Origin of the sequence: Marinobacter sp. EN3 (assembly GCF_000475315.1) — a bacterium.
GTDB lineage: Bacteria > Pseudomonadota > Gammaproteobacteria > Pseudomonadales > Oleiphilaceae > Marinobacter > Marinobacter nauticus.
In genome coordinates, this window is record NZ_AXCC01000025.1 from 1 (window position 1) to 19325 (window position 19325).

Here is a 19325-nt window from a genome sequence, read left to right on the forward strand (position 1 = left end):
GCTAGTGCCTGTCCACTATCATCCTTCCACTATCACTTACGTGTCCACTATCACTTCACGAACCAGAAACAACAAAGGCCCGGGTCGAAACGACCGGGCCTTTCAGGGGCTAGTCCGAATAGAACCGCTAACACCTAGATTCGAATAACATCGAATTTAACTGGCATTGCGACAACTTTGCGGCAAATATTTCGGATCAACTGTTGAACCTGAACCAGTTCCACACGTGGTTACCAGACCAGTATTAGTACCTGTGAACTTGAAGCCTACAGCATTTTTGCTGGCGTCTGAGGTGGTACCACCTAAGTCTTCAAGGGTCATAACATACTGTAGCGAGTCATCGGTTCGGGTGATGGCAACAGAATTTACTGTTGGCAGAGCAGTCAAGTTAGTTTGGATATCAGTTACAATACTATCTGTACTCAGCGGCATAACTCCTGCGGCCGCATAAGCCTCATAAATTGAGTTCTTCGCAGCAGCCGCAGCGTTAACCGGCTCCGCAATTTTCGCCCGAATCGTATAATCCTGATAAGCCGGAATAGCCACAGCCGCCAAAATACCAATAATCGCCACAACGATCATCAGTTCGATCAGAGTAAAACCCTGCTGACCTTTGTTCATCTGAATCTTTTGCATGTTCTCAACCTCAAAAGTTGTCATTTTTCGATTATCCAGCTCCGGGGCGGTGGAGCTTTGCCCCGTGTCCGCGCTGAGCGTGCTGTAAACTAAGCAGCTACCGTGCCAATTGCAAAAAAATGCTAAAACGTCCTTTTTTCACAGCACGCCGCAAGCTTTTGTGACGCATTTCACACACTGATTCGAAGTCGTTTTCCCGCCAAACAGCGTCTCGAAGTGACATTTTTCGTCACCCCAACCCGCGCATTTCGACGTGGCGCAGAGTGCGACAGATTATTGCGAATGATCAAGTCTGGGACGGGCTGCGCTTTCCAAACGTGAAGGACACATCTAAACTCTCTGAGCATAAACACGCGATTCAGCCACTTAGACGACTTTTCTCAGAGCATTTATGGCGAACAGCAACCGAAACGTGACTTTGACGGGCCTTGCTCGTCGTTTTGTAGACGACGGCCTTCTCGATGAAGAAACTGCAAAAGATGCTTTCATACAGGCATCCCAGAACCGAATACCACTGATTACCTACCTGACTCAGAATCAACTTGCAGACAGCTCCAAGCTTGCCTTCTCAGCAGCCATGGAATTTGGTGTTTCGGTGCTGGACCTGGATTCCTTTCTTCCGGAAATGATGCCGGAGAAAGTGGTCGACGAAAAACTGGTTCGCAAACATAACGCTCTCCCGCTCTATAAAAGGGGCAACAGACTTTTTATAGCAGTTTCAGACCCGACGAATATTCAGGCTTTGGATGAGATCAAGTTCAATACTGGCCTGAGTACCGACGCAATTCTTGTAGATGACTCCAAGCTCCGCGCTGCTATTGATAAATATCTGGAGTCCCAGGACACGACAATGGGCGACCTGGACGATGCGGATTTGGAAGGCGTTGAAACGGAAAGTGGTGAAGGCGAGGACGACGACGGTGCCGTATCCGCCACAGATGTTGATGATGCACCCATTGTTAAATATGTGAACAAGATGCTGCTGGACGCCATTCGGGGCGGGGCTTCAGATATTCACTTTGAGCCTTACGAAAAAATCTACAGGGTGCGTTACCGCACCGATGGCATTTTGAAGGAGGTTTCGCGGCCGTCCATCAAGCTGGCGCCCAAGATTTCGGCCCGTGTAAAGATTATGGCGCAGCTGGATATCTCCGAGCGCAGGGTGCCTCAGGATGGCCGCATAAAGATGAAACTGTCCAAAACCAAGGCCATCGACTTCCGGGTAAACACACTGCCCACCCTTTGGGGTGAGAAGATCGTTCTGCGGATTCTCGACCCAAGCCAGGCGAAGCTTGGCATTGACGTACTGGGTTACGAGGAAGACCAAAAGCAACTATACATGGATGCCCTGGCCCAGCCGCAAGGCATGATTCTGGTCACAGGCCCAACAGGTTCCGGTAAAACCGTGTCGCTCTACACCGGCCTCAATATTTTGAACACCCCAGGCATCAACATATCCACGGCAGAAGACCCGGCGGAAATCAACCTTGAGGGCATCAACCAGGTAAACGTAAACAACCGTGTAGGGCTTGGATTTGCCGAGGCACTGCGCGCCTTCCTCCGTCAGGATCCGGACGTCATCATGGTGGGTGAGATCCGGGATCTCGAAACCGCTAACATCGCCATCAAAGCCGCGCAAACCGGTCACCTGGTACTTTCCACGCTGCACACGAACAGTGCAGCCGAGACACTCACGCGTATGATGAATATGGGAGTGCCCGCGTTTAACATAGCCACATCGGTAAGTTTGATTATTGCCCAACGACTGGGCCGGCGACTCTGCAGTAGCTGCAAACAACCCGCGGATGTACCCAAAGACGTGCTTTTGAAGGAAGGGTTCACACAAGAACAAATTGATACAGGCTTCACGTTGTACCGCCCCAAGGGCTGTGATAAATGCAATGGTGGATATAAAGGCCGCGTTGGTATTTACGAGGTGGTCAAGATTACCGACGAGCTGGCAAGCATGATTATGGAAGAGGCCAGCTCCATCAAAATTGCAAAGCAGGCTCAGGCGGAAGGCTTCCGCAACCTCAGGCAATCGGCGCTACTCAAGGTTATTGAAGGCGTGACCAGTCTGGAAGAAGCCAACCGTGTGACGAAGGATTAAGCATGGCAGAAAAAGCGCAGAAGCTCGAAGCATTCGTATGGGAAGGCAAAGATCGCAAGGGCAATAAAGCCAAAGGCGAACTAGCTGGCTCGAATATAGCACTAGTAAAAGCGCAGTTGCGTAAGCAGGGCATTATTCCCGATAAGGTTAAAAAGAAACCTAAACCTTTGTTCGGTGGCAGCAAGAAGATTACGCCTTTTGATATTGCAATGCTCACCCGGCAGCTGGCAACCATGATGAAAGCCGGTGTTCCGCTAGTTCAGAGCTTCGATATCGTGGCCGATGGCCTCGAAAATAAAGGCTTACAGGAACTGGTGATGACTATTCGGAACGATATTTCTTCCGGAACCGGTTTCGCCTCATCTCTGAGAAAACACCCGAAGTATTTTGACGATCTGTATTGTAACCTCGTGGATTCCGGTGAGAAGGCCGGCGCACTGGAGCAGATGCTTGATCGTATTGCGACTTACCTTGAGAAAACTGAAATTCTCAAGAAAAAAGTTAAAAAGGCCATGACATACCCCATCGCGGTTGTCGTTGTTGCGATAGTGGTTACGGCCATCTTGCTGGTTAAGGTGGTTCCCCAGTTTGAAAGCTTGTTCCAAGGTTTTGGGGCCGATCTGCCAGTATTTACCCAATTTATTATCAGGATCTCGGAATGGATGCAGTCCTGGTGGTTTGTGGTTTTGCTCGGCATTGTCGGTACCATCTTCCTGTTCAAGGAATCCAAGCGGCGATCGCAGAAGTTTTCGGATTTCGTTGATAAATATGTATTGAAGTTGCCCATTGTTGGAGAAATCCTCGATAAATCCGCAGTAGCCAAATTCGGCCGCGTACTCTCTACCACGTTCGCGGCGGGCGTCCCGCTCGTTGACGCACTCGATTCGGTCGCCGGCGCAACGGGCAATGCCGTGTATAGGGACGCTGTGATGAACATCAAAAACGATGTCTCCAGTGGTACGCAACTGCAAGCTTCCATGCGGCAACAAGGCGTATTCCCTGTGATGGCAGTTCAATTGACCGCCATCGGCGAAGAGTCGGGCAATCTGGACGATATGCTGTCAAAAGTGGCCGAGCATTACGAAGGTGTCGTCGACGATATGGTTGATAACCTCACAGCCCTGATGGAGCCCATGATTATGGCCGTACTTGGCGTATTGGTTGGCGGCCTGATTATCGGCATGTACCTGCCGATCTTCCAGATGGGTCAGGTTGTCTAAAGGTTAACTCACCACACCTTTTTCATCTGCCCCTCTCCTCCAGGGAGAGGGGTCAAAACAAAGATTTAATTGAGTCTCTGAATGCTCCCCCTAGAAACCATCTTGTCCACCCCTTGGCTACTCTATCTCGCGGTCGTTTTCGTCTCTCTCTGTGTCGGCAGCTTTTTAAACGTCGTCATCTTGCGCCTGCCAAAAATGATGAAACAGGAATGGCGCTGCCAGTGCGAGGAGTTTCTGGAAGTACCGGAGAGCGGCCGCAAGCCGGATGAGCGGATTACCCTTTCCAAGCCGGCGTCCACCTGCCCCTCCTGCGGCCACAAAATTCGTGCCTGGGAAAACATTCCGGTCATCAGTTGGCTAATGCTTGGTGGCCAATGCTCTTCGTGCAAAACACGTATTTCGCCACGTTACCCCATCATTGAAGCACTGACTGCGGTTTTTTCCGTCGTAACGGTTTATCTGCTGGGGCCATCCGAGTCCGCACTCTGGGCGTTGCTGATGGTCTGGGCGCTGGTGGCGCTGACCATGATCGATTTCGACACTCAGCTCCTGCCAGACGGCATCACCCTGCCCCTGATGTGGCTTGGCCTGGTGCTTAACTACTTTGGTGTGCTGACGGATTTTGGCAGCGCTTTCTGGGGCGCTGTGGCAGGTTACCTCTCGCTCTGGAGCGTGTACTGGTTGTTCAAGCTGGCCACCGACAAGGAAGGCATGGGGCACGGGGATTTCAAGCTGTTGGCGGCGTTGGGCGCCTGGTTGGGTTGGCAACTGCTGCCTGCCGTCATTCTGCTTTCCTCCCTGGTGGGCGCCATTGTAGGTATCAGCCTGATGGTATTCCGTAAACACGGGCGCGAAGTACCGATTCCTTTCGGCCCTTACCTGGCCGCTGCAGGCTTACTCTCGTTGTGGTTTGGGCCTGAAATCCAGGCCATATGGTTCGGGTACCTAGGAGTCTGAATGTCCCGCTATTCGGTTATCGGCCTCACCGGTGGTATTGGCTCTGGAAAATCCACCGTTGCCCGCATGTTTGGCGCTCTTGGCGTGCATTGGGTGGACGCTGACGATGTCGCCCGACAGGTCGTAGAACCAGGCACACAAGCCCTCAGAGCCATCGCTGATCACTTCGGCGAAAGTATTCTTCAGGGTAACGGCGAACTGGACCGTGCTGCCCTGCGCCAGAAAGTATTTGAGGATCCGGAACAACGACGCTGGCTGGAGGGGTTGTTGCACCCCATTATCCGCCAGGAACTGATCCGCCAGCTGTCACCCGAGGATTACAATCTACCCTACGTGATGCTGGTCTCTCCCCTGCTTCTGGAGACCAACCAGCACGAACTGGTGGAGCGGATTGTTGTGGTGGATGTACCGGAAGAAACTCAGATTAACCGCACCATGACGAGAGACGGGAATAGCCGCGAACAGGTGGAGCGGATACTCGCCGCACAGATGCCCAGGGCCGCCCGGCGCGAAAAAGCCGATGCGATTATCAACAATGCGCAACCGCTGGAGCGCGTGGAAACTTCAGTACGCGCCCTGCACCAACGTTTTCTAGCGGATTTCAGCCAAGGAGCATAGTCTGATCCGCCCCGCACTTATTCGTACTGCACTTGCCACCGGCCTCCTCGCTTGTTCCTTCACGAAAGCGGCAGAACCGGTTATCACCATGCGTGATATCTCGGTGCCCGCCCTTCTGGCGCCGGAGCGCCTGCCGATTTCGTTCTATACCTTCAAACCCGATGAGTTCTGGGCAGAGCCCAGGGATTCCTGGTGGCTGGGAGTCAGCGACTGGGTTATTCGGCAGGAACGTCAGCATGGCCCAACAGTGCAGTCCCTGGGTGCATGGGCGGATCGAACACTGTCCGGCTCTTCCCAGGCGCTGCCAAATAACGAAAGCTACCTGAGACTGGGGTTTGCAGCAGAATCTGAATACAGCGATCCGGCCCAGTTTGAGCCGGAGCTCCGCTTTCGTCTCGATGTTCCCACCGCTGAGGAGAAGCTGAGGCTGGTGGTGGAAAGCGAAAGCGAAGAACTGATCCCGCTGGCGGAACGTGAGCGGGACAGGCAACTGACGGAACCGGAGCGAACCGACACCGAGACAACCGGCGCCCTGAGATTCCTGACGGATGTCGGAGATTCCATCAATCTCTCGACCGATATTGGTGGCCGGCTGAGACTACCGCCCGAACTCTTCTGGCGTATGAAAGCTCGAAAAGGCTGGAAGATTGACAATGACTGGTCACTGAATACTCAGCAACGCCTGTACTACTATCACACCGAAGGTTGGGGGGCACGCAGCTGGATCGGCCTGGATCGCTCACTAGGCAACGGCTGGCACTACTACAACTCGTCCGAACTGGAATGGGTTCATAGTGACCGCAAGTTTGTAGCGGCCCACGTTCATAGCGTGCAGAAACGACTGAACACTCGTTCGGTAATTACCCCTCGAGTTGGCATTCTTGGCGAAAACCAGCCAACCTGGCGAACCACAAGCTATTTCGCAGACGTAACCTGGCGCTACCGGATGTACAGCAACTGGCTTTTTGCCGAGTTGATACCAGCTCTGGAGTATCAGCGGGATGAGGGGTTTGACGATCAGGCCTCTATCGTATTCCGAATCGAAATGTACTTTGCAGGCACCATTGACCGGGAATGACATCAGAAATGAGCAGACCACTGCATAAAAGCCGGCCCGCCGAGGAAGCTCTGACACTCACACCGATTGCCATCACTCGCTCCTGCTTTCAGGACAAGTTCGGCGTTCCCAGGCAACCCGGCCTTACCCGCCACGCCCACGCGGAACTGGTTATACAAAGTCCCTTTGATCGTGAAGACGCTTTCCGGGGCCTTGAGTCAGCGAGCCATATCTGGCTTACCTTCCAGTTTCATGAAGCCGTTCGCGCCGAATGGCGCCCGGTGGTTCGGCCCCCGAGGCTTGGGGGTAACAAGAAAATCGGTGTGTTTGCCAGCCGTTCGCCTTTTCGCCCGAACAGTCTTGGTCTGTCAGTCGTCAGGAACGAAGGGCTCGCTCGCAAGAATGGCGAACTGGTCCTGAAGATCAGTAATCACGACCTGATTGAAGGCACACCGATTCTCGACATCAAGCCCTACCTGCCATTCTCGGATTCTGTCCCGGAGGCATCACTGGGCTGGGCAGACAGCGCGCCGACCGACAGATTGGAGGTGACCTTTGCACCGGAAGCCTCTGACCAGCTAAGCCAGCTTCCGGAGGCCGACTATCCGGATTTCCGCGCCCTGATTGAGGACGTCGTTAGTTACGACCCGCGCCCCTCGTTCCGCCGAGGACGGGATGAACAACGAATCTACGGAGCCAACCTGTTCGACAAGAATGTTCGGTTTCGATTTGTGAACGAAGATTCAATCATGCGTGTGGAAGTGATATCCGTCTGTTAAGATGCACCTTGGTGATTTTGTAGTCGACACAGGGAACTTGTGCCTTGCCTTCAAACCAGTTCTTCAAGCGTTTGGGTTTGCGCCCACTGGCACTGCGGTTGCTTGGGTGGGTGCTGCTGTACAGCCTGATATTGTCACTGGTGGCAACGGGTGTTCAGATGATTGGCGAATTCGAACGCCAGAAATCGGAATTGCAGAGCAGTCAGGAGCGCGCCGCTGACCTTATCGCCGGCGGCATGAGCACCAACCTGTGGGTGATGAATTTCAGCGAAGTAGCCAACAGCCTGGACGACATGCGTTCCATGCCTTTTATTGGCTATGCACGGGTAATCACGACCACCGGCGAAGAATTCAGTACCGGCTCCTACCCTGAAGGCCGGGTAATTACCCAGACATTCCCCCTCGAATTCAACCGTTCCAGTTTTGACCGTCCGCAACGGGTGGGTGAACTGACCATTGTTTCGTCGATTGAGCAGGTATATCAGGACATCTTGGAGCGCGCCCTGCTGAATCTCCTGTTCCAGTCCATTGTGGTGATGCTGGGCACATTGGGATTGCTGTTGATTGTACGGGTAGCACTGTCCCGCCACCTGGAAACCATGGCGGACTATGCGGCCAAGCTGAATCTGGATGCGCTTGTTGAACCTCTCAAGCTGCGCCGGCGCAACCCTTCCCGGCCCGATGAGCTTTCAGAACTGGAACAGGCATTGAATAAGATGCGGTTGCAGATTCTTGAGGACACCCGCTCCTTAAGGCAGACCACCATCCAGACTCAGGGCGAACGGGACGAAGCCATCCGAGCCAATCACGCCAAGAATCAGTTCCTGGCCAATGTCAGCCACGAGCTGCGTATTCCGCTTCAGTCTGTCCTCGGTTACGCCAATTTGCTGACCGACACGCCTCTAGACCAGGAGCAACGGGAGTATGTGAACACCCTCCTCAATGCCTCGGAAAGCCTGTCTTCCATCATCAATGACCTGCTGGATATCTCCAGCATGGAAGCCGGCAAGCTGGAGCTTGAGGCTATTCCTTTTGACCTGCGCGAAACCCTGAACGACCTGATTCATATGCTTGGCTCCAGGGCCCGGGAAAAAGGTCTGGCCCTGGAAGTACGGGTGGATGAAAACCTGCCCTGGGCGCTGACGGGAGACCCGGTACGCATTCGCCAGGTGTTGCTGAACCTGTTATCCAATGCCATTAAATTCACAGATTCCGGCCACGTGCTGATCAGCATCGAGTTTCTTGGCAGAAAAGAAGGCAAAGTGCGCCTTCGATTGGCGGTTGAGGACACCGGGGTTGGTATAAATCCGGAGGATATACCTCTGGTATACGAGCCCTATGTTCAACTTGGTCAGCGCTTCCAGCGTCAGTTACCTGGTGCGGGGCTCGGGCTCACCATCTGCCGTCAACTGGTCGATCTGATGGGCGGCTCGATGGATCTGGAGAGTCGCCCGGGTGAGGGCTCGACCTTTTGGGTGGAACTGTCACTCCAGGAGGCGACCGATGGCTCTGCCAAGGTGCGGCCGGATTCTCGGCAGGTGCAGGGCCGGCGGGTACTGGTCGTTGATTCCTACGAGCTGTCACGCAAGATTACTCTGGAGATGCTATCCCGGTACGATGTTCACATTGATGCCGTGCGGTCAGCCGGGGAAGCACTGACCGCCTTGCGACAAGCCTTTGATGCAGGCATACCCTACGACGCTACAATTCTGGACGGCTTCGTGCCCGACATGGATGCGGATTTACTGTGCCGCCAGGTACGGAGCAACCCGCAATGGGCCGAAATGAGGCTTCTGATCCTGTCCTCCAACCCCCAGCGAGGGGACGCCGAGCATTTTCGCCAGGCCGGTGCTGATGCCTTCTTGAGCAAGTCTCTCCGGGAATCCTACCTGATTCCGATCCTGAACCAGCTGTTTACCCATGACACTCAACAGGAACGCCGGTTTCTTACCCGCTTTTCTCTGAAAACCATGGCGGATGCCGGAAGTCGCCAGCGAGAAATCCCTTGCGGGCGGATGCGGGTGCTGCTGGTGGAAGACAATCCCGTAAACCGTACCCTTACCCAGCGGTTGCTGGAAAAACTGGGTTGCGAAGTACTGACGGCAAACGATGGCCAGGCCGCCACCTCTCTTTGGCAATGGCACCAGTTTGATGTGGTTTTCATGGACTGCGTTATGCCCCGGATGGACGGTTACGAAGCGACACGCCAGCTCCGCGCCTGGGAAACCAACCATGGTCGCAGACGAGTACCGGTTGTCGCGCTGACAGCCAGCGCCATGGAGGAAGATGAGGAACGCTGCCGCCAGGCCGGCATGGATTCCTTTGTGGCTAAACCTGTCAACCTTGAAATGCTACGGGCAGTGCTGGAACAATATTGTCAGGCTTCAGCAACCTCCTGATGGAGCCGCAAGTCACCTGCCCGGAATCAAGCTATGAATGTAGAGTGCCCCACCTGTAAGAAATCCGTGGAGTGGAGTGAGACCAACCCCTGGCGCCCCTTCTGCTCTGAGCGCTGCAAGTTAATCGATCTGGGCGCCTGGGCCAATGAGGAGTATCGGGTGCCCGCTGAAAATGCTTCTCCTGATGATCTCGATCAGGGTGGCGAGGTTACCCGCCATTGACGTTTTGGTTGCCAACCACTTACGGGCTTTTAAGTTGTTAACCCGCAGGCAGATGTTTAACATCCATCGAAGTTGAAACTATCGTTTATACCGGCAGTTACGCCGGCCACGCTTTCATAACGACAGCAATAAAGGTGTACACATGAAGATTACCCGCATCTCAGCACTGGCATTTTCTCTTGCCGCTGCGCCGGCTCTGGCCAGTGATCTGGACCTGAGCCTCACCAACGATTCGGTTAAGGGTCAGGTTAACTTCTTCGGCAGCCAGGACGAGCTGCAACTGGGTGCTGGATACACCTACCATGAAGGTAGTCGCCACATTATCAACGCCGATTTTCATGCCCAGGGCCGCACCGCCCTTGGGAATCTGCCAACAACTGCCGGCATCGGCATGCGTGGCGTCGGCTGGGATGACGACGATGTTGATGGCGGTGCCATCGGCCTTGGCGGTTTTGCCACGGTGAACATTCCGACCGTGCCCGGTCTGTCGTTTGGCGGCAGCCTGCACTACGCTCCAAGCATTCTGTCTTTCGGAGATTCCGACGACATGACCAGCGTAGAACTTCGGGGCAGCTACCGTGTTATCCGTAATGCGGAAGTGTTTGCCGGTTACCGTTACCTGAATACAGAACTGGATTTTGCCGGTTCTCCAGATGTGAATCTGGATGAGGGCGTGTTGGCCGGTATCAAGATCTTCTTCTGACCCCTTCGCCTCGGTTACCCGGCGCCTTGCCGGGTGACCGATTCGTGCAGCCATTCACGCCCTGCCCTCCTGATTACTGCTAGTCTGTCCGGACATTTGCAAACCGGACTGCGCTTTCATGAGACTGACAATCCCTTCCATACTGGCTACTTCCCTGTTGCTTTCCGCCTGTGGGGGCGGAGATAGTGCGATTGACGGCGCCAAAGACATTCCCAACCGGTTCGGCAACACTCAAAACGCGCTGGACGATTTCAGTTCCGGCAGTACCGGGGATTCCAGCAACGCCCGGGGCCTGGAGCCAAACCAGGTACGGGTTACCATGGAGCTACCCGCCAATCTGGCGCCAGAAGGCGAGCAAACCCGGCGAAATCTTCGCATTGTGATTCCCGACCAGGTTCGGGTGTACCGAACCAACACCAGCGAGCAGAAATTTGACGATGTTCGCTATTCCACCGAGAAGGGAACCGACGGCCATTTTATTCTGACCTTTGATAATGGCGTTCCGATTGGCCCGGATGTGATCATTGAGGCACGTTACGGCACGGCCACCATGACAGCCCTGGCGGCAGACGCCGACCGGGATGTGAAGGTGAACCCCTTCTCCCATTATCTGGTTACGGAGGTTCTCTGGAACCGGTATTCCACCAATGATTTTCAGACAGTCATGGCCTGCGTGGATAACGCGTCCTGCCTTAATAAATATGTATGGGGAACCCTGGCCGACCAGGTACACGATTTCGAGATTGATATCCCGGAGAACGCCAACATCAGCCAGGCGACGGCCAGCTTGGGAGCCCGGGCTGATTTTGCCAGTTATGTTGGAGATATGGCGGATTACGCACTGCTCGGCCAGGCATCCTCAGACCGTATTTCCGCCAGTGCGGCGGATTACAACTCCGTGTTTCTCGGCCTGGAGTTGGGCCAGACATTTCGCGAATCCAATGTCTCTGGGGCCGGCCAATGGGGCGTTCGTATGGCTCAGGAAGAACAGCTGACTGAGGACAACCGTGCCTTTTTGTATCCTGCCCTGACACTCACATCGTTCGATGCCTTTAACCTGAACATCACCTCGCTGGCCACCGATATTCCCTATGACCGACAGACACAGCTTCACGGTTTCTATGACCTGACTGAATCCGGCATCTCCGAGCAGGTCTTCTTTGAGCGGGGTACAGAAACCTGGGAACGAAACAGCCATTCCAGCGCCCCGGGTGCTGCCACACTGACCACCGAAACACCGGCTCGCTTGCTGGCAGGAAGAGCCCTGTACCAAACCATCACCAAACGAAACAGCAGCCTGATCAACGGCTGGACCAGAAACCCCTACTATCTGGATGCCTTCACTTCCGAACCCGTCGATGAACAAAGCGGGCCGGACCGGGTGCTGGCAAGCTATTTCACAGGTGGCAAGGCCATTGCCCTGGAAGATGATAACGGCAAGCTCAAACGCCGGGACACGCTCGAAAACCATTACCTGAGCATGTTCGAGTTGCACCTCCAGCGTGCGGAAGAGTTTCAGGTTTCCGATATGGCCGGACAGGCTTATAACGTGACCTACCTCACCACCCGCTTTTCCGATGAAGCCCCTGCGACATTCGAAACCGGGCACGGTCAGTGGACATTCGGCTCAGCGAGCGATCAGACCCTGAACGGCACCACCAATGTGGATCAGTTCACCCTGGCCCGCGACGCCTCCGGTGGCGTAGCCACACCCGATACCAGCAACGACACCTGGAATCTGATTAACCGACGTTCCCGCCTGAGCTCGGGTGATATTTATATGGGGCGGCTGGGGTTGTTCCGCAACGAGATCGACGAACGAACCGACTTCAACGACCCCAACTTTGGCATCCCCGACATGGGCCTGGGGGCGGCAACTCCAAATCAGGACCTGATGGCCTTCAATCTCAACGATGGCACGTTGGGCAGTGGCCTGCTAGTGGCAGGAAAAACACTCACAAACGGCGCACTGACAGAAGGCACCTATCGGTTACAGGGCGCCATAGTTGGCGTGACCCAGGAGGAAAACCGGCTCTACCACGTGAACAACGCGCGGCTGAACCTGGCGAATAATTCTGCCAGCTTCGAGGGCACAACCATGATGGTGAACCACCTTATCGAAGACAACGATGTGGAGGCCCCTGAAGAACTACCGATGCAGTTTAATGGCAGCGTCACAACAACATCGGAAGGGGGTATTTCGATTACCGGCGCCGGAGAGTACGAGATGCACGGTTTCTATACCACGGCCGGCAACCAGATCTTTTTGGTGATCAGCGACAGTACCGGGCTGGAAGTGAAAACCGGGCTATTGCTCGCAACCCTTGTTGAGGAATCCTCCGCGCCTTAAAACCTGAACCGCGGACAGCCCCGTATAACCTGTTATAATTCAAGCCATATCGATAGTAACGAGGGGTTTATGACTGCAGTTAACCGGGCGCTAATGCTGTTCGTACCGTTGTTTGCGTTTGCTTTTGCAGGTGCCATCTACACGCCAACCGCCAGTCAGAACACCCTGCCGGGAGAAGGGGAAGGAGAGGTTATCCTGTCTTCCCTGCCTCCACTTCCAAAATGGGCGAATGAGGGCCTCCCGGACTTTTCCAGGTATCAGGACACCACTGAAAAGAAAGTCGCCTTCTTCTCTTACCTCTACCCCAGAATTGTTCTCGCCAATTCCCGTATTCTGCTGGAACGTGAATATCTGGCATCACTTGAGGAAAAGGCAACACTGAGCAAAGATGAACTCGCCTGGTTAACGAACCAGGGAGATCGGCTGCGTATTGATGCTGAGCCTGGAAGTGACAAGCAGTTTGCCTTGCTTCGGAAACGCCTGGATGTCATCCCCCCTTCACTGATCCTGGCTCAGGCAGCGAATGAATCCGCCTGGGGGACCTCCCGGTTTGCGACCGAAGGTAACAATCTCTTTGGTCAATGGTGTTTCTCCCGGGGCTGCGGGCTGGTTCCGCAGAGTCGAATCGAGGGTGCCAATCACGAAGTGGCAAAATTCCCGTCACCTTATTACTCCGTACGCTCCTACATTCAGAACCTGAACCGTCATCCCACCTACCAAACGGTTCGGGATATTCGGCTCGCTGATCGCAAAGCCCGGAAACCCCTGTCTGGATGGGAGCTTGCAGAGGGCCTTCTGGGCTATTCCGAACGCGGTGAAGAGTACATAAAAGAGATTCGCGCCATGATCCGTTACAACAACCTGGAGTTCTACGACAAGGAGTTCAGAACCTTGCTGGGTGACCGGACCCCTGCTCAGTTTGAGCGCCTGGCATCGGCTATCCCGGATACAACACTCCTGCCCGGTGGTTCCGGTGGCCAAGCGACCCCATTCGAAGGCTGATTCCCGAACCTGACAAATCTGAGATTTTCCAATGCTTGATTTCTTGCCTGCACCGCTAAAAGGTGCTCTTGCAGTCCTGTTGATACTGATCAACACCCTGGTGTTTCTTCCGCTACTGCTGCTGGTAGCGCTGGCCAAACTGATTGTTCCTGTCCGGCCGTTTCGTAAAGCGTGCACCATCGCGCTGAACACCATTGCCTGGTACTGGATCGGCTTCAACAACACGTTGGTTAAACTGCTCCACAGAGTAGAGTGGGATGTTCGTGGAACAGAGAAACTCAGCAAGGAGCACTGGTATTTTGTCACCTGCAATCATCAGAGCTGGGCGGATATTCCCGCCATTCAGTATGTGCTGAACAGTAAGATCCCATTGCTGAAGTTTTTCCTGAAAAAGCAGCTGATCTGGGTGCCTCTATTAGGGGTTGCCTGGTGGGCGCTGGATTTCCCGTTTATGCACCGACATACCAAGGAACAGATAGCCAAACGGCCGGAACTGAAAGGCAAAGACATTGAAGCGACAAAGGCCGCCTGTGAAAAGTTTCGGTACACACCCGTGACCATTTTCAATTTTATGGAAGGCACCCGTTTCACCCCGGAAAAACACCGCCGCCAGAACTCACCCTACAAACACCTGCTTAAACCCAGAGCGGGCGGCACGGCCTTTGTATTCGGCGCCATGGGCGAGATGATTCATACCATGCTGGATGTCACTATTGTGTATCCCGGTGGCCGACCGGGTATATGGGACTATCTGTGCGGACGGGTGCGCAAGATCGTGATCGATATTCGCACCCGGGAGGTGCCGGAGCGTTTTCTTGGAATGGATTACGAAAACAACCGGGAGGTCAGGGTCGACTTCCAGCGATGGGTAAGTGAGATCTGGGCGGAGAAAGACCAGCGAATTGAAACACTGTTGGCCGAAAACAGCTAACGAATAATCCCTGCGGGGCTGCGGTATTACAGCAGCCCCAGCTCCCGGGCCCGGACAATTGCCTGTGTCCGTGATTTAACATCCAGCTTGGCGTTTATCCTTCTGGCGTGGGTTTTCACGGTATGCAGCGAAATGTGCAATTTGTCGGCGATTTCCTGGTTCGATAGCCCCTGGGCGATCAATTCCAGAACGCCCTGCTCTCGATCACTGATAGGCTCGGCCAGGGGGTCTGCCGCCGGTGCCACGGGCTCACAACCAAACAGCCGCCCAAGCGCTGCGGTGAAGTCCCCGTTATCAAGATGGCGATAACATTTGTCCATCAACGGGCCAAGCTCTTTCATAAGCTCTGCAAAGGGGCTTATAAAATGCTCCCGGCTCGCCTGGGCAACGACGCTCTCCAGCCTCTTCCGGGCGGCAGGAAGGCCTTTCTCGGCTTCCAGCAGAACAGCATCCAGCAAACCCGCATGCAGCTGCAGCCCCCAGGGCATGCCGCCCTCGTATTTCTCTGAGACAGCATCCAGATGTTCCCGGGCTCTCACCAGGTCGCCATTGGCCATATCAGCCCGCACCTGCAAGCAATCCAGCAGGCCTGGCATCATCGGGAAAAGCTCTGGAACACATCCACCTTTACGGTAAGGTTCCAGTTTGGCGATCGCCTGCGTCGCACTGTCGTGTTGGCCTTGAGCCAGCCAACAGCTGGCCTTCAACGCTTCCAGAACCGGTACGTACAGGCTCTCATCCACCTGCCAGGTATGCATGGTGCGCTCTGCCCGGCCCACCCAGACGAAGGCATCATCCATCCGGCCCTGGGCGCGACACATCAGTACCCTCAACGCCATGGCGAGCAGCAACCCGAGATCACGGGTCTGTTCGGCATGACGGGCACAGTTGACCAATAGTCGATCGGCTTCCGTCAGACGCCCCTGATGCCAGAGCACCAGAACCAGATTCAGCTGCAGGCGGGTTTCCCCGATTCGTGCAGGCCGGCTAAGCTCCTGCATGGCCGTATCCAGCCCGGTTCGCAACAGTTGCTCCGCGTGGCGCAGTGCCCCTTTGCCCAGTTCAATGCGGGCATGGGCGTATACCGCCAGGGCCTCGGACCCCGAATCGCCAGCTTCGCGGGCCAGCTTGGAAGCAACACGATTGGCATCCCGAGCCTCCTGAAAAGACCCGGCCGCACAAAGCGCGCTCGAACGAACAATTTGAGTCACCAACTGCGCCTGGGTCGACATACTACCCATCGCCAGCGCCTTGTCAGCCATGGCCAACGCGGGCTGCACAAAGCCCTCACCGCGCAATATAAACGCCTTCAAAGCGTAGATGCGGCCCTCATGCTCGTTCCGGTCCCGGTCATTGAAGCCTTCAAGAAGCTGCTTTGCCTGCTGGAACTGACCACCAATGGCATGTACCCAGCCGTAAACAATACGCAGCCGGGCGCTTCGCTCCAGCAATTCTGCAGGCAGGTTTTTTCTCAAGCTCAACAAAGAGGCAGTATCCTGGCCCAGTAACAGCGCCTCGGTACTCTCGGAGGCAATGCGCACGACCTCATCGCTATCACCGGCCAGGACCGCATACTTTAATGCTTCCGGGAATTGCTGGCGCTGCTCGAACCATCGGCTGGCCATAAGCATTCGGGTGATGTAGCCCCCCATCACCGGGGTTTTCAGCCAGGCCTGTAGCAATGGGTTCAGGCGATACCACCGGCCCCGGCCAGGGACCGGCTTCAAGGGCAGACCACGATCAGCAGCCTCAGACGGTGGCATCCCCGACTCTGACACGGAAGGCTCGATAGCGAAAAACAACTCATCCGAACAGCTGTCCAGCTCGGCAATCGCCCTCATTGATTTCAACTGAGCGGACCCCAGCTGGGCCGCAATACAGTCTTTCAGGAAACGCTCTACCGAAGGGGTTTCGTGCAGGGCCCGACGCTCCCCGCCCTGTTTCAGCTCCCGCCGATACAATGCCAGTGGCGTTGGCCAACCTTCAGTCAGCCCGAATAAATGATCAATCGCGACGCTGGTAATCAGGCTGTCGGAGCGTGCTTTCGCAAAAAACTCAAAGGTTTCAGACCGTGAAAACTCCAGGATATCTGGCCCCAGCCTGGTGTAGTTGCCATTCAATTCCAGTGTGTGACTCTCAAATGGCACCGGACGCCGAGAAGCCATAGCAACTGAAAGACCCGAAGGCAGATGGGTGACCAGCTGATGCAATAAGCCACTGACCGCCGGGTTGGTAAGATAATGGACATTGTCGAGGACCAGCACTTCTCTGGCCTCGCGGGCCTGCCGACCTCGATTGACCAGAAGCATGGTCATATGATCTTCAAAGGTTCCGCCATTGGGCGGAAGCACCTCTGCCACCCCCAACGCCATCGCAAGTATTGACAGAAAACGGGAGGGTGCGTTGTCTCCGGCATTAAGGGCGATCCAGCGAACATTCACATCCGGTGCACTGGCAAGCGCGCTGACTAGCGCATGGGTTTTGCCATAGCCTCCCGGTGCTTCTAACTGTAGCAGTTGCCCCGGCTGCAGAGCCTGACAAATCATTCGGTCCAGACTCGGCCTTGCCAGGATATCGCCCGTTACAGATGGAACCCGCAGCCGGTGCTCCATAAGATCCCGCACCAGCTCACCGCTCTGTAGACTACTGTTCGCTATTTGGAACTCGTCGTTGGCTGCACAGCCTTCTTTAAATGATTTCACGCACTGCCCCGTTTGAAACCGGCCAGGCGAACGCCTGAACCAGAAAATAAGAGTCTTGCTTTGGCCGAATACGGCATGGCGCCCTGCATGGGGTACGCCTTTAGTATGAGTCTTCAGGGAGAGGTTAAACTAAAGCAGGTGCCCGCTGCAAAAAATTGACGGGGAAAAAAGAGGTTAGAGGCGATTTTTTAACGCAGAGACACGTAGGAGTGACGAAAAAAAAGCGAGCCATGAAGGCTCGCTTTTTCTAACAGCTTTAAAGAGCCGCTATCAACGGGTTCCAGCCCGACGCAGAGCCGCGGGCGTGTAGTCCCGGGACTGACGCTCAACACCAAAGGTGTACGGCTGGTTTTCCTCGTTGGTCAGACCAAGGGCCAAATAACGACCGGAGAGCAGATCGTACAGTACTTCGATAGCGTACCAGGGCACGTTCTGGTCGTAGAACTGCATACCGTGCGCTTCTGCCACACGCCAGAGTTCGCCGCGACCGTCGTAATGATCGATAACCGCCGCCTGCCAGGAGTCCTCATCAATGTAGAAGTCACGCTGGGCGTAGACGTGGCGTTCACCGTCTTTCAGAGTCGCACGTACGTGCCACACGCGGTGCAGCTCGTAACGGGTCAGATCCTGATTGATGTGGCCAGGCTTGATAATCTCATCGTAGCTCAGGCTGCGATCCACCAGCTTGTAGGAGTTGTACGGAATGTACATTTCCTTCTTACCCAGCAGTTCCCAGTTATAGCGATCGGGAGCACCGTTGTACATGTCTAAGTTGTCAGAGGTACGCATGCCATCGGCCGCGGTACCCGGACCATCGTAGGCAACCTGCGGAGCACGGCGAACTCGACGCTGACCGGCGTTATAGATCCACGCCCGGCGCGGCTCTTTCACCTGATCAATCGTTTCATGTACCAGCAGTACGTTACCCGCCAGACGTGCTGGCGCAGTAATAGCCTGCTTGAAGTAGAACAGAACGTTGTCGTCCTCACCCGGCTGATAATCGCTCAGGTAAGTACGCCATGTCAGCTCGTCCTGGAAATTCACCACTGAGTAGTCGCCGCCGGCCGTCGGGGTAACCTGGCCAACGTTCCGCTGCACCGAACCACCGCGATATCGGGTGATATGGTTCCAGATAGCTTCCAGGCCGTTCTGGGGAATCGGGAACGGGGTCGCGCTCTCGTAATTACCCAGACCGTTACCGTTCTGAATCAACTCCACCTTGGTGGCGTTCTCAACGGTCTCATCCATCACTTCCTTTGGGTAGGCCGCCGTACGATGGGTCGGGTACACCGGAATCTTGTAATCAGAGTATTGACGAATCATCGCCACCTGGCCTGGAGACAGCTTGTCGGCGTACTGATCAACATTGCTCTGATCGATAACAAACTCAGGCTGCTCATCAGGGAACGGATTCACATAAATACCGTCGCCTTTGTAACCGGCTGGCGGAGTCGTTAACCCGCCGGTCCACGCCGGGATGGCGCCACCGTTACCGGACTTCTCTGCACCCATCGGGGTCAGAGTGTCTCCCAGTTTGGCCGCTTCTTCTGCAGAAACCGCGCCCCAGGCCTGACCGGTAAAGAGACTTGCAGCCAGTACACCTGTGGCCAGTAGTTTCTTGTTCAGTTTCATCTAAGTT

General features: G+C 54.9%; 15 protein-coding genes. 12 read left to right on the forward strand and 3 right to left on the reverse strand.

Going from position 1 to position 19325, the window contains the following annotated elements:
* Window positions 1-156 precede the first annotated feature (156 nt).
* Window positions 157-636 carry a pilin gene (locus Q675_RS38405; protein ID WP_051995620.1) on the reverse strand — a complete coding sequence of 160 codons (480 nt, stop codon included), beginning with the start codon at window positions 634-636 and terminating at the stop codon, window positions 157-159.
* A 391-nt stretch (window positions 637-1027) separates the two neighbouring features.
* Between Q675_RS38405 and pilB the strand changes: the two genes are divergently transcribed.
* From pilB to Q675_RS29295, 12 genes are all read left to right on the forward strand, one after another.
* Window positions 1028-2746, forward strand: coding sequence for a type IV-A pilus assembly ATPase PilB (gene pilB, locus Q675_RS29240; RefSeq protein WP_023011308.1), 1719 nt, complete (start codon window positions 1028-1030; stop codon window positions 2744-2746).
* A 2-nt stretch (window positions 2747-2748) separates the two neighbouring features.
* Window positions 2749-3966: a type II secretion system F family protein gene (locus tag Q675_RS29245; RefSeq protein WP_023011309.1), complete on the forward strand. Its 1218-nt coding sequence runs from the start codon at window positions 2749-2751 to the stop codon at window positions 3964-3966.
* Between the two features lie 81 nt (window positions 3967-4047).
* The gene (locus Q675_RS29250) at window positions 4048-4923 is read left to right on the forward strand and encodes a prepilin peptidase (protein WP_031211381.1); all 876 of its coding nucleotides are present in this window, start codon (window positions 4048-4050) and stop codon (window positions 4921-4923) included.
* Window positions 4924-5541 (forward strand): dephospho-CoA kinase, encoded by a 618-nt coding sequence (coaE, locus tag Q675_RS29255; RefSeq protein WP_023011311.1) that lies wholly within the window; start codon window positions 4924-4926, stop codon window positions 5539-5541.
* Window positions 5542-5629: 88 nt separating this feature from the next.
* Window positions 5630-6619, forward strand: a complete 990-nt coding sequence (locus tag Q675_RS29260; protein WP_023011312.1) for a hypothetical protein — start codon at window positions 5630-5632, stop codon at window positions 6617-6619.
* A gap of 8 nt (window positions 6620-6627) precedes the next feature.
* Entirely contained in the window at window positions 6628-7377 is a 750-nt protein-coding gene (gene tsaA / locus Q675_RS29265) for a tRNA (N6-threonylcarbamoyladenosine(37)-N6)-methyltransferase TrmO (RefSeq protein WP_011786131.1), read from the forward strand.
* A 44-nt stretch (window positions 7378-7421) separates the two neighbouring features.
* Complete coding sequence (locus Q675_RS29270) at window positions 7422-9776, forward strand: response regulator (RefSeq protein WP_023011313.1); 2355 nt, start codon at window positions 7422-7424, stop codon at window positions 9774-9776.
* Between the two features lie 33 nt (window positions 9777-9809).
* Complete coding sequence (yacG, locus tag Q675_RS29275; protein ID WP_011786133.1) at window positions 9810-9998, forward strand: DNA gyrase inhibitor YacG; 189 nt, start codon at window positions 9810-9812, stop codon at window positions 9996-9998.
* A 142-nt stretch (window positions 9999-10140) separates the two neighbouring features.
* Window positions 10141-10701: a YfaZ family outer membrane protein gene (locus Q675_RS29280; protein WP_023011314.1), complete on the forward strand. Its 561-nt coding sequence runs from the start codon at window positions 10141-10143 to the stop codon at window positions 10699-10701.
* A 118-nt stretch (window positions 10702-10819) separates the two neighbouring features.
* Entirely contained in the window at window positions 10820-13051 is a 2232-nt protein-coding gene (locus Q675_RS29285; protein ID WP_023011315.1) for a hypothetical protein, read from the forward strand.
* Window positions 13052-13120: 69 nt separating this feature from the next.
* Complete coding sequence (locus Q675_RS29290) at window positions 13121-14053, forward strand: glucosaminidase domain-containing protein (protein ID WP_031211385.1); 933 nt, start codon at window positions 13121-13123, stop codon at window positions 14051-14053.
* Window positions 14054-14084: 31 nt separating this feature from the next.
* Window positions 14085-14984 carry an acyltransferase gene (locus tag Q675_RS29295; protein ID WP_023011317.1) on the forward strand — a complete coding sequence of 300 codons (900 nt, stop codon included), beginning with the start codon at window positions 14085-14087 and terminating at the stop codon, window positions 14982-14984.
* A 26-nt stretch (window positions 14985-15010) separates the two neighbouring features.
* Here the strand turns inward: Q675_RS29295 and Q675_RS29300 are convergent, their stop codons facing one another.
* On the reverse strand, window positions 15011-17686 hold the full coding sequence (locus tag Q675_RS29300; protein WP_023011318.1) for a helix-turn-helix transcriptional regulator: 2676 nt from the start codon (window positions 17684-17686) through the stop codon (window positions 15011-15013).
* A gap of 270 nt (window positions 17687-17956) precedes the next feature.
* Complete coding sequence (locus tag Q675_RS29305) at window positions 17957-19318, reverse strand: DUF1329 domain-containing protein (protein WP_023011320.1); 1362 nt, start codon at window positions 19316-19318, stop codon at window positions 17957-17959.
* Window positions 19319-19325 lie beyond the last annotated feature (7 nt).

Excerpts from the sequence above, each read along its gene's own strand:
- Q675_RS29285 (WP_023011315.1), top strand. The coding sequence starts at position 10,820 with ATGAGACTGACAATCCCTTCCATACTGGCTACTTCCCTGTTGCTTTCC.
- Q675_RS38405 (WP_051995620.1), bottom strand. The coding sequence starts at position 636 with ATGCAAAAGATTCAGATGAACAAAGGTCAGCAGGGTTTTACTCTGATC.
- pilB (WP_023011308.1), top strand. The coding sequence starts at position 1,028 with ATGGCGAACAGCAACCGAAACGTGACTTTGACGGGCCTTGCTCGTCGT.
- tsaA (WP_011786131.1), top strand. The coding sequence starts at position 6,628 with ATGAGCAGACCACTGCATAAAAGCCGGCCCGCCGAGGAAGCTCTGACA.
- Q675_RS29280 (WP_023011314.1), top strand. The coding sequence starts at position 10,141 with ATGAAGATTACCCGCATCTCAGCACTGGCATTTTCTCTTGCCGCTGCG.
- yacG (WP_011786133.1), top strand. The coding sequence starts at position 9,810 with ATGAATGTAGAGTGCCCCACCTGTAAGAAATCCGTGGAGTGGAGTGAG.
- Q675_RS29295 (WP_023011317.1), top strand. The coding sequence starts at position 14,085 with ATGCTTGATTTCTTGCCTGCACCGCTAAAAGGTGCTCTTGCAGTCCTG.
- Q675_RS29245 (WP_023011309.1), top strand. The coding sequence starts at position 2,749 with ATGGCAGAAAAAGCGCAGAAGCTCGAAGCATTCGTATGGGAAGGCAAA.
- Q675_RS29305 (WP_023011320.1), bottom strand. The coding sequence starts at position 19,318 with ATGAAACTGAACAAGAAACTACTGGCCACAGGTGTACTGGCTGCAAGT.
- Q675_RS29260 (WP_023011312.1), top strand. The coding sequence starts at position 5,630 with ATGCGTGATATCTCGGTGCCCGCCCTTCTGGCGCCGGAGCGCCTGCCG.
- coaE (WP_023011311.1), top strand. The coding sequence starts at position 4,924 with ATGTCCCGCTATTCGGTTATCGGCCTCACCGGTGGTATTGGCTCTGGA.
- Q675_RS29290 (WP_031211385.1), top strand. The coding sequence starts at position 13,121 with ATGACTGCAGTTAACCGGGCGCTAATGCTGTTCGTACCGTTGTTTGCG.
- Q675_RS29250 (WP_031211381.1), top strand. The coding sequence starts at position 4,048 with ATGCTCCCCCTAGAAACCATCTTGTCCACCCCTTGGCTACTCTATCTC.